This window comes from Paenibacillus sp., from assembly GCF_035645195.1.
In the GTDB taxonomy this organism is placed as follows: domain Bacteria; phylum Bacillota; class Bacilli; order Paenibacillales; family YIM-B00363; genus Paenibacillus_AE.
The window spans coordinates 149,860-158,915 of the sequence record NZ_DASQNA010000027.1 but is presented as its reverse complement, the minus strand read 5'-3'; the positions used below and the strand labels follow the sequence as shown (position 1 = coordinate 158,915).

Annotated in this window: 9 protein-coding genes and 4 tRNA genes; 2 read left to right on the top strand and 11 right to left on the bottom strand. The window is 59.6% G+C overall.

Annotated elements, in window-relative coordinates; translation table 11 throughout:
• Positions 1-5: 5 nt before the first annotated feature.
• From VE009_RS15075 to VE009_RS15055, 5 genes are all read right to left on the bottom strand, one after another.
• Positions 6-78: transfer RNA gene (locus tag VE009_RS15075), tRNA-Lys, on the bottom strand.
• A gap of 1 nt (position 79) precedes the next feature.
• Positions 80-154 (bottom strand) — tRNA-Glu (locus tag VE009_RS15070).
• Positions 155-352: 198 nt separating this feature from the next.
• A tRNA-Ser gene (locus VE009_RS15065) sits at positions 353-443 on the bottom strand.
• Between the two features lie 8 nt (positions 444-451).
• Positions 452-527, bottom strand: a tRNA-Asn gene (locus VE009_RS15060).
• A 36-nt stretch (positions 528-563) separates the two neighbouring features.
• A complete protein-coding gene (locus tag VE009_RS15055; protein WP_325008964.1) occupies positions 564-1,022 on the bottom strand; it encodes a SprT family protein in 459 nt (152 codons plus the stop codon).
• Positions 1,023-1,220: 198 nt separating this feature from the next.
• Here VE009_RS15055 and VE009_RS15050 point away from each other — a divergent pair, with 198 nt between their 5' ends.
• Positions 1,221-1,562: a hydrolase/acyltransferase gene (locus VE009_RS15050; RefSeq protein WP_325008976.1), complete on the top strand. Its 342-nt coding sequence runs from the start codon at positions 1,221-1,223 to the stop codon at positions 1,560-1,562.
• Positions 1,563-1,647: 85 nt separating this feature from the next.
• The gene (cmpA, locus tag VE009_RS15045; RefSeq protein ID WP_325008962.1) at positions 1,648-1,767 is read left to right on the top strand and encodes a cortex morphogenetic protein CmpA; all 120 of its coding nucleotides are present in this window, start codon (positions 1,648-1,650) and stop codon (positions 1,765-1,767) included.
• Positions 1,768-1,853: 86 nt separating this feature from the next.
• On the opposite strand, the gene VE009_RS15040 is transcribed toward cmpA, so the two are convergent.
• Genes VE009_RS15040 through VE009_RS15015 form a run of 6 tightly spaced genes read right to left on the bottom strand, consistent with a single transcriptional unit; the run spans position 1,854 to position 8,982 of the window.
• Entirely contained in the window at positions 1,854-3,302 is a 1,449-nt protein-coding gene (locus VE009_RS15040; protein ID WP_325008960.1) for a glycoside hydrolase family 28 protein, read from the bottom strand.
• Positions 3,289-4,569 (bottom strand): MFS transporter, encoded by a 1,281-nt coding sequence (locus tag VE009_RS15035; protein WP_325008958.1) that lies wholly within the window; start codon positions 4,567-4,569, stop codon positions 3,289-3,291. Before VE009_RS15035 ends, VE009_RS15040 begins: the two co-directional genes overlap by 14 nt.
• Positions 4,566-5,681 (bottom strand): prenyltransferase/squalene oxidase repeat-containing protein, encoded by a 1,116-nt coding sequence (locus tag VE009_RS15030; protein ID WP_325008956.1) that lies wholly within the window; start codon positions 5,679-5,681, stop codon positions 4,566-4,568. Before VE009_RS15030 ends, VE009_RS15035 begins: the two co-directional genes overlap by 4 nt.
• A 17-nt stretch (positions 5,682-5,698) precedes the next feature.
• Positions 5,699-7,093 (bottom strand): family 43 glycosylhydrolase, encoded by a 1,395-nt coding sequence (locus VE009_RS15025; RefSeq protein ID WP_325008955.1) that lies wholly within the window; start codon positions 7,091-7,093, stop codon positions 5,699-5,701.
• Between the two features lie 9 nt (positions 7,094-7,102).
• Positions 7,103-7,981 carry a carbohydrate ABC transporter permease gene (locus VE009_RS15020; RefSeq protein WP_325008953.1) on the bottom strand — a complete coding sequence of 293 codons (879 nt, stop codon included), beginning with the start codon at positions 7,979-7,981 and terminating at the stop codon, positions 7,103-7,105.
• A 44-nt stretch (positions 7,982-8,025) separates the two neighbouring features.
• The gene (locus tag VE009_RS15015) at positions 8,026-8,982 is read right to left on the bottom strand and encodes a sugar ABC transporter permease (RefSeq protein WP_325008952.1); all 957 of its coding nucleotides are present in this window, start codon (positions 8,980-8,982) and stop codon (positions 8,026-8,028) included.
• Positions 8,983-9,056 lie beyond the last annotated feature (74 nt).

Below are 9,056 nucleotides of genomic sequence, written 5' to 3'. Positions count from 1 at the left end.
AAAAGTGAGCCATGAAGGACTCGAACCTTCGACACCCTGATTAAAAGTCAGGTGCTCTACCGACTGAGCTAATGGCTCATGGTGACCCGTAGGGGATTCGAACCCCTGTTACCTCCGTGAAAGGGAGGTGTCTTAACCCCTTGACCAACGGGCCTCGCAAGACAATCTTTGTTTTTTGGCGACAAGAAATAATTTAGCATACGGCTATCAAAAACGCAATATGTTTTTTCAAAAAAATTTCGCACAGCGATAACGCGATCGGCCGAGGGTGCGTCGGTCGATCGATACCGGTAGAAAGCAAAAGCCCCCGCCTCGATTCCAATCGAGACGGGAGCTTAATGAGTAATATGTATGGCGGAGAGAGAGGGATTCGAACCCTCGCACCGTTTACACAGTCTAACCCCTTAGCAGAGGGTCCCCTTGAGCCACTTGGGTATCTCTCCAGATGAAATGGCTCCCCGAACAGGACTCGAACCTGTGACAACTCGATTAACAGTCGAGTGCTCTACCAACTGAGCTATCAGGGAACGTTACATGCACTAATTTATCACGGCTAAGGAAGGCTAGTCAAGGTGAAGAAGTTGTAACTTCCCCCTGCATTTCCCGCACCGATACCGCTTCGCTTCGACCTTCCGCTTGCGCGGATACTGCATGGCGCAGTCGACGCAGCGCAGCACGTACCGGATCGGCAGGCGGCGCATCGCCCCCGGCAGCGCTTGACAGTAGCGCGAGCCCCCGACCTTGGCCAGCAGCTGCTTGAAGTCGGCGTCTTGATGCTTGTAGCCTCGCCGCTGCAAATGCAGATGATAATGGCAGAGCTCGTGCTTGATAATGCTCTCCGTTTCTTCGGCGCCGTACGTTTCGTATTGTTTTCGATTGATTTCAATATTATGCGAGCGCAGCAAGTATCTGCCCCCCGTCGTCCGCAGCCGCGCGTTGAACGTCGCCTTGTGCAAGAACGGCCATCCGAACGCTTCGAGCGAAACGCGCTCCACCCACTGCTGCAGCTGCTCGTCCGTCATCGTATTACCCCTCATTCGTTACATGCTTGTCGGCGCTCCCTAGGAGCGGCTCCGCGCTTTCCGCCCTTCCCTGCCCCTGCCGCCGCGACATACCTTCTTGAATTGTACCGAATGAGTAAGCTACACTGTCAAGTAGAAGAAACAGGAATGTATATCCGGAACGAACGGAAGGAGAAACTATCGGTGTCCAAGCCTACCATGCGTTATCACATTTTGCTGCACGAAGGCCGGCTCGAATTCGTCGAAATGCCCGCTTCCCACGCATACCAGCTGACCGCGCTCCATCAGCGGCTGCACAAAGAAATCGGCAAATTGACGGCCGAGAACGTGCCGGGGCTGCCTCACGCGGTCGCCGAATGCGACGAACTCGAAATCGTCGACAAAGGGTATGCCGTGACGAGCGGTTTGGCATACATGAACCAACTGGAGAATGCGTTCGCTTCCGTCGAGGAGAAGAGCTATCCGCTCGTCTCCCTGCTGACCGAGATTCGCGCCCTGCAGGCGCAGCTCGAGCAGTGGTACGAAGAGGAGTACGAATAACCCGGCGACTTCGCCTCGGACCTGCACGCCGCCCCGGAGCCCGACGTATATATGGAAGCAAACCGGAGGAAAGGGGCTGGCTTCCTTGCCGCAATGGCTTCTCAATCAACTGATGCGCGCATACCGAAAAAAAGACCGGCGGCAAATACGGTTGTTGAACGACTGCTGGTTTTTTTACCGGACAAAAGAAGAACATATGAAATAAGAAACGAAAAGCCGGACTGTCCGTTTGCGACAGCCGGCTTTTCTGCGGACAGGACGAGCCTGCGACTATTATTCCGCTTTCCGCGTTCAGATCTGCGCTGCCGCCCCGCCCCGGACGACGGCGTCCGCCCCTGCGCGGCGCCGCATCGTCACCGCTTCGATCCGTTCCCCTTCGACGTCTTCCAGCCGCACCGCGGGCCCTTGCCGCGTCTCGATGCGGACGTCGCGGAGCGTCAAATGGCGCACATGCTTGCAGTACATCCCTTCGCCCGCCATGACGAGATGCTCCCGCACCATGTCCGGCTCGCCGCCTTCTTCGTTCGGATCTTCCGTCATTTCGATCGTCACGTTGCGAAGCGTCAAATCGTCGATCGGCATCTCCGGCAGGCCGTAAATGAACGCCGCCGCGGCCTTCGCGTTCTTCGCCGTCACGTCGCTGATCGTAATGCCGCGGATCACCGGGGTCCGCTCGGTCACCGGCACCGCTTCCGGCGTCGTCATGAGCGGATCGTTCGTATTCACTCCATACCGGTAGAACGAATTGATCGCGATCGGGCATAGGACGTCCTTCATGAACACGTTGCTGATCATAACGTCCTTCACGCCGCCGCCCCGCGCCCGGTTCGTCTTGATCCGGATGCCGCGGTCGGTGCCGAGAAACATGCAGTTCGTTACGACGACGCCGCGGATATCGCCGCTCGTCTCGCTGCCCATGACGACGCCGCCGTGTCCGCGCAGCATGATGCAGTTCGCCACGGTCACATGCTCCGTCGGCCGGCCGACGCGCCGCCCGTCCTCGTTAATGCCGGATTTCAGGCAAAGGCAGTCGTCGCCCACGTCGAAATGGCAGTCGGACACCGTCACATGCGTGCACGAATCGATGTCGAGCCCGTCGCCGTTCGGCGTGTCCGCCGGATTGTAAAACGTAACGCCGCGAATTTTCACTTGGTCGCAATACACCAGATGCGTATTCCAGAACGGGGAGTTTTGCAGCGTCACGCCTTCGAGCAGCACATGCTTGCAGTCGATCAGCTGCAGCAGCGCCGGACGCAAAAACTGCGTCTTCCATTCGGCGAACGTGCTGTCCGCCGTCTCGTACAGATGACGGTTTCGTTCGATCAGCTCCTCCCGGAACGGCGAGATGCCTTCGGTTTCCCCGTTCTTCAGACGGCGGTACGCGTTCCACCACGCTTCCCCTTGGCCGTCGATCACGCCTTCCCCTTTGATCGCGACCCGCTCCAAATCTTTCCCGTACAGCAGCGGCCGGTGCCCGTAGCATTCGTAGCCCGACCACCGGGTGAACGTCGGCGGGTACGCCTCGAACCGGTCCGTAAACTTCAGCGTCGCGCCGGCTTCGAGCTCCAGCGTCGTCCGGCTCGCGAGCTCGATCGGCCCGGTCAGCCAGACGCCCGCCGGCACGAATACCGTCCCGCCGCCCGCCTCGCGGCACGCCGCGAACGCTTTCGCGATCGCCTCCGAATTGTCCGTCGTCCCGTCCCCTACTGCGCCATATGCCATAATGTCATGCCTGCTCATTGGAAACCACCCCTCCTTTGACCTTTCTACCCTCGGCCCGCTCCGCCGTCATCGGCGACGCAAGGCGCGCAATGAACAACTGCAAAATCGCGACCGCGGACAGCACCCATGTCAGCGCCTCGCCTTCGGCGTACAAGTTCGTGACCATCAGCGCGACGACGCCCGCGGCGCGCCCGGCGTTCGTAAACACTTCGCGCAGCACGACCGCCTCGACGCGAAAATGCGCTTTGAGCGGCAGCTCGCCGCTTAACTTATAGTAGTGAGCGGTGTACGCGTTGTTTTGCAGCGGCTTGACGAAGGAGAACAAAATCATGAACGCAACGACCGTCCACACATTGACGCCGAAAAACAGCAGCGCGGCGCCGGCGATAAACCCCCACGCCGAATATGTTAAATACGCGCCGTTTTTTTCGGATCGCCCCTTCCTCGCCAGCCAGTACCCCGAAACAATCGTCACGCTCAAAAATAGCACGTTCATATAATTGACGAACGATTCCTTCGGCACCGCCTGGAACAGCAAAATGGCCGGTATGTAGGCGAGCACCCCTTGCGGCAGCCCGAACAAAAACCAGCCCCACAGCGACCGGGTGAAATCGGGGCGCTTGCGCATCAGTGCAAACGCGTATTTGAGATAGTACGTCTTGTGATGCGTCGCCTTCGGCTTCATCTTCAGGCTGTTGACCGAAGCGTACGCGAACATGAGGAACGCGAGCGCGTACACATACGTGTAGCCGGCCATGCCGCCTGCCAAATCGTTAATTACCCCCGCCGCCGCCGGGCCCGCCAGCATCGCCGCGTTCGTAATCATCAAGTTGACGCCCAGGTATCGGTGACGGTTCGCGTCGTCCGTGACATCGGTAATCATCGTAAAATGGCCGAGCCAGTAGAGCGAATTCGACACGCCCTTCAGCACCGCGAAGAAGATGTAAAAATCCACCATCCGCTCCTGGGCGATCACGATCAATAAATAAAAGAGCGCCGTCGAAAAAATGCCCGCCCGGTACGCGAACAGGCGGTCTTTCTGTTTGGCGATTTTGCCGATGACGATGCTCGAGAGCGGCGCGGCGCACAGCATGATGAAATTGAAGGCGCCGTTAATCCATAAATCGTTCGTGAGCCGCCATAAATACAAGTTGACGAGGATCGCCGACAGCGCGGTGCCGAACTGGTAAATGCCGTGATTGAAGAGCGTAATCTTCGCCTCCGCCGACAGCTTCCCGGAGGTGCGCGCCGGCGGCTTCGACATCGCGCCGTTCGCTCCGCTCATTCGGCGGCGACCGGCCGATCTCGGAACAGATGCTCCGCGACCGGCAGCGGGTCGGCCGGCAGACCGGCGAGCTCGCGCAGCGCATGTCGAATGAGGATCGCCTGCGTGCCGGCGTTCATATCCCCTTCGACTTCGCCGAGGCCGATCAAGACGGGCGCCGGCATATCGGGATACGTCTCGCCGGGCTTCACCTGCGCCACGTTCGGCGCCGGGGGCGAGTGATCGATCTCGCGCGAGAAGCCGCCGTCGTCGCGCTTCAGCTTCGCCATGTTCGCGAGCGTCACTTCGGCGATCTCCAGCATTTCCGCGGCGGAGATGCTAGGGCGCATCGACATGAGCAGGCTGATCGGATTGCGCACGTAGCACATGTCGAACGCTTCGTCCTCTCGCAGCGTCTCCAAGAGCGAGCGATAAATCGCGTCTTGACGCGGGATCGGCACCTCGAACCGCTGATAGAACAGGTGCAGCTTGAACGTGCCCGAAATTTGCACGTACCGCGAGCCTTCGCCCCATAAGCCGCTGTCCGGATGCTGAATCGACGCCAAATACGCGAACGCCTCGTTCACGTACGGCTCCCGCTCCGCCGGCGTCAGCGCCAGCAGATGCGCCGCCGAGCTGGACAGCAGGTCGCAGCCGCGCCAGCTGTTGGACAGGCTGATCGAGCGCAGCCAGTCGCCGTAGGCGGCGACGGACGCCATGTACTCCGGCGTCGCCTCGCTCTGACGCGGCAGCGGGTGCAGCGGCGCCGCGCCGAACCGGCGCAGCGCGTTCAAGCTGTAGCCGAGCGCCCGGCCGACCATGACGCCGTCGAGCCGCATATTCGGGTCCGCGTCGTAGAAAAACCCGGTCGCCGCGTCCTGCCGCTCCTGAAAGAAGCGGACCGCCGCCTGCTTGCGGCGTTCGCTCCACCGCTCGAGCAGATCGCATCGGTCCATAATGTTGAGCGCCTGCGCCGTCGATTCGATATCCGGCGTAAACCGGCCGGACCGCTTCGAGCTGCGCGCGTAATAAAAACCGCCGCTCTCCTCGTCGTATTGTCCATCCAACCATTCGAAGAAGCCTTGAAACAGCCGGTCCCCGTCCGCGAGCAAATGCTCTAATGTTTGTGTCATCGACGATTCCCCACCTTTTAGTTGTCCAATGCTGTGTACGCGAAGCGGCGAAACGTCGCCCGCCCGTCCACCGCGTCCAGCGCGGCGCGCAAGCTTAAAAATCCGCCGAACGTGTTATGGTGAAAGCCCGAGGCGTCGATCACCTTGTCGTACTTCCGCCAAGGCTCGCCTTCGAACCGGTAATAAAAAGAGACGATATGGCGGTCGTTGCGGATGCGAATGCTCGCCTTGCCTCCGCCGCCCGGAACGGCCGCGTAGTTTTTGAACGAGCGGAAATGCCGAACGCCGCTCCCGCTCACGCCCATGCCGAAATAGGCGGCGTCGTTGTAGTACAGCAGCACCCGGCCCTCGGCTTCGCCCTCCGTCTCGACGTCGACCTCGATCTCGTACCGCTCGTGCGCCGGCATATACAGCAGCGGCGAACCGCCCTCGCCGCCCTCCGCGACGAGTGCGCCGTCCGCGGCGCGAAACCGCTCCTCGCGCTTCCCGCCTTCGCGCTGCCAATGCAGCCCGAGCGTCTCCCCCGCGAAGTCGTCGACGAACGGCGGCCCGATCGGCCGCTCGATCGGCTCGACGCCGGCCGTGCGAAACCATCCGTCTTCCGTCCATTCGATCGGTTCGATCAACGTATGGCGCCCGAGCGTATGGAAGCCGTTCAGATAGGCGTGGTACACGATCCACCAACGCCCGTCCGGCCCTTCGACGAGCGAGCCGTGTCCCTTCGACCACCAGCGCTCCTCGGCGGAAACCGTATGCACGATCGGATTGTACGGGGAGTGCTCCCACGGTCCCCAAGGCGTGCGCGACCGCGAGGATACCGCCATATGGCTCGTTGGCGGGCCGGCGGTGCCGCCGACCGCGACGGTCAAATAATAATACCCGTCCCGGTACGTCACCTTCGGGCCTTCCAAGCTGTACGCCTCGACGACCCAGTCGTCCGGGTATCGCCAGCCGTCGTACACATGCCGCGGCTCGCCCGCGACCGACAAGCCGTCGGCGGCGAGCGGCACGATGTACCCGCCCGACAGGTGCAAATACCGCTGCCCGTCCGGACCGACCGCGTGGCCGGGATCGATGCCCTTAATGCCGAGGTCGATCGGACGGCTCCACGGCCCGGTCGGATGGGGCGCCGTCACGACCCAATTCGACCGATTCGCCGGGAAGTAAATGTAATACGTTCCCTCATGCTCGACGAAGTCGGGCGCCCAGACGTCGCCGAGATAGTCCGTCAGCGCCGCCGACACCGGCGTCCAGTGCAGCAAATCGCGCGAATGCCATATGACGAGCCCCGGCGTCAGTTTATACGACGAGTGCGTCATGTAATAATCGTCGCCCGCGCGCACGACGGACGGATCGGCGTAGTTGCCGCCGATAATAGGGGCGAACAAAGCAGGCTGCTGCAAACGATTCATCCTCCCGTCTTACCCTTTGATCGAACCGAGCAGCGCGCCTTTGGCGAAATGCTTTTGCAGGAACGGATAGACGAGCAGGATCGGCAGCGTCGCCACGACGATGACCGCCATCTTTACCGTCTGCTCCGGCGGCCGGACGAGATCCTCCATGCCGGACGTATCCGCAGTCAAGCCGCTCGCCAAAATGACGATCTGCCGCAGAATGACTTGAATCGGCCATTTCGCCGCGTCGTTCAAATACAGAATCGCTTGCAAATACGTATTCCAATATGTGACCGCGTAAAACAACGAGATCGTTGCGATCGCCGGCATCGACAGCGGAATGACGATGCGGAACAGGATGCCCCAGTCGCCGCAGCCGTCGATTTTCGCCGACTCTTCCAAGCCTTCCGGCAAGTTCTGGAAGAAGTTGCGCATAATGATCAAGTTAAACGCGTTGATTGCCGTAGGGATGACGAGCGCGGCATACGTATCGATGAGCCCCATCGACTTGACGACGAGGAACGTCGGGATCATGCCGCCGCTGAACAGCATCGTGAAGACGACCAAAAACATGATGGCGTTGCGCCCGTCCAAATCGCGGCGGGACAATCCGTACGCCATAAGCGCCGTGAGGAACATGCTGAACAGCGTACCCAAAGCGGTGACGCCGATCGAGACGCCGAGCGCCTTAAACAGCGTGTTCGTCGAAAAAATGAACTTATACGCGTTGAGCGACCAGATCGTAGGAATTAGGACAAATTGCTTTTGCGCCAGCTCCCCTGCCGTCGTGAACGATCCGGCGATGACGTGAATGAAAGGCAAAATCGTCACGAGCGCCACGAGCGCGAGCAGCGTATAGTTGACCGCGTCGAAGAGGCGGCTTCCGAATGTTTTGTCTTGCACCATGGTTTACTCCACCTTTTTCCCGATATTGCGGCTCCCGGTACCGTTTAATAGATGCCTTCTTCGCCGGCCTTCTTCGCCGCCCAGTTCGCGAACATGACGAGCAGCAGCCCGACGAACGACTTGAAAAATCCGACGGCCGTACTAAAGCTGAATTGGCCTTGTTTCAGACCCGCCGTATAAACATACGTGTCGAAAATTTCCGCGACCTCGCGGTTCATCGAGTTGAGCAGCAGGTAAATATGCTCGAAGCCGAGCTCCAGCACGTCGCCGATTTTCAGAATGAGCAGGACGACGATGACGCTCCGGATCGACGGCAGCGTGATGTGCCACATTTGCCGGAAACGCCCCGCGCCGTCCATCCGCGCGGCTTCGTACAAGCCCGGATCGATGGCGGCCATCGCGGCCAAGTAAATGATCGTGCCCCAGCCGGCCTCGCGCCAAATGACCTGCAGCACGTACATCGGGCGGAACCACTCGTTGCTCATGAGGAAATTGATTTTTTCGAACCCCATCATGACCAGCAGCTCGTTGATGATGCCGCGGTCCATGGACAGCATGACGAACGAAATCGAAACGATGATGACCCACGACATAAAGTGAGGCACATAAACGAGCGTCTGGACGACGCGCTTGAACGCTTCGCGCCGCACTTCGTTCAGCATAAGCGCCAAGATGATCGGCACCGGAAAATAAAACACGAGATTCATGAAAAACAGCAGAAGCGTATTGCGCAAAATCGTAAAAAACATCGGGTCGCTGAACAGCCGTTCGAAATGCTTGAGTCCGACCCATGGACTGTTCATAAAACCGTTGTACGGCTGATAATCCTGAAACGCGATTACGAGTCCGAACATCGGAATGTACTTAAAGATGCAGAAAAACAAAAGTCCGGGCAAAATCATCATGTACACGGCCCGATTTTTAACGATTCTCTGAAGGAGGCTGGACTCGCCCGTCTTCGCTTTCGGGACGGCCGGCCTGCCGATCGCCGCGTTCGCCATGCGTTAACTTCCTTTCCGTATGAAAAATGGGAGGCTGCTGGCCGATGCCGGGCAGCCTCCTGTAGGGCGAATCG

Bases quoted from the DNA above. Each gene is read 5' to 3' on its own strand.
- VE009_RS15055 (WP_325008964.1), bottom strand. From the start codon at position 1,022: ATGACGGACGAGCAGCTGCAGCAGTGGGTGGAGCGCGTTTCGCTCGAA.
- VE009_RS15015 (WP_325008952.1), bottom strand. From the start codon at position 8,982: ATGGCGAACGCGGCGATCGGCAGGCCGGCCGTCCCGAAAGCGAAGACG.
- VE009_RS15050 (WP_325008976.1), top strand. From the start codon at position 1,221: ATGCGTTATCACATTTTGCTGCACGAAGGCCGGCTCGAATTCGTCGAA.
- VE009_RS15040 (WP_325008960.1), bottom strand. From the start codon at position 3,302: ATGAGCAGGCATGACATTATGGCATATGGCGCAGTAGGGGACGGGACG.
- VE009_RS15030 (WP_325008956.1), bottom strand. From the start codon at position 5,681: ATGACACAAACATTAGAGCATTTGCTCGCGGACGGGGACCGGCTGTTT.
- VE009_RS15025 (WP_325008955.1), bottom strand. From the start codon at position 7,093: ATGAATCGTTTGCAGCAGCCTGCTTTGTTCGCCCCTATTATCGGCGGC.
- VE009_RS15035 (WP_325008958.1), bottom strand. From the start codon at position 4,569: ATGAGCGGAGCGAACGGCGCGATGTCGAAGCCGCCGGCGCGCACCTCC.
- VE009_RS15020 (WP_325008953.1), bottom strand. From the start codon at position 7,981: ATGGTGCAAGACAAAACATTCGGAAGCCGCCTCTTCGACGCGGTCAAC.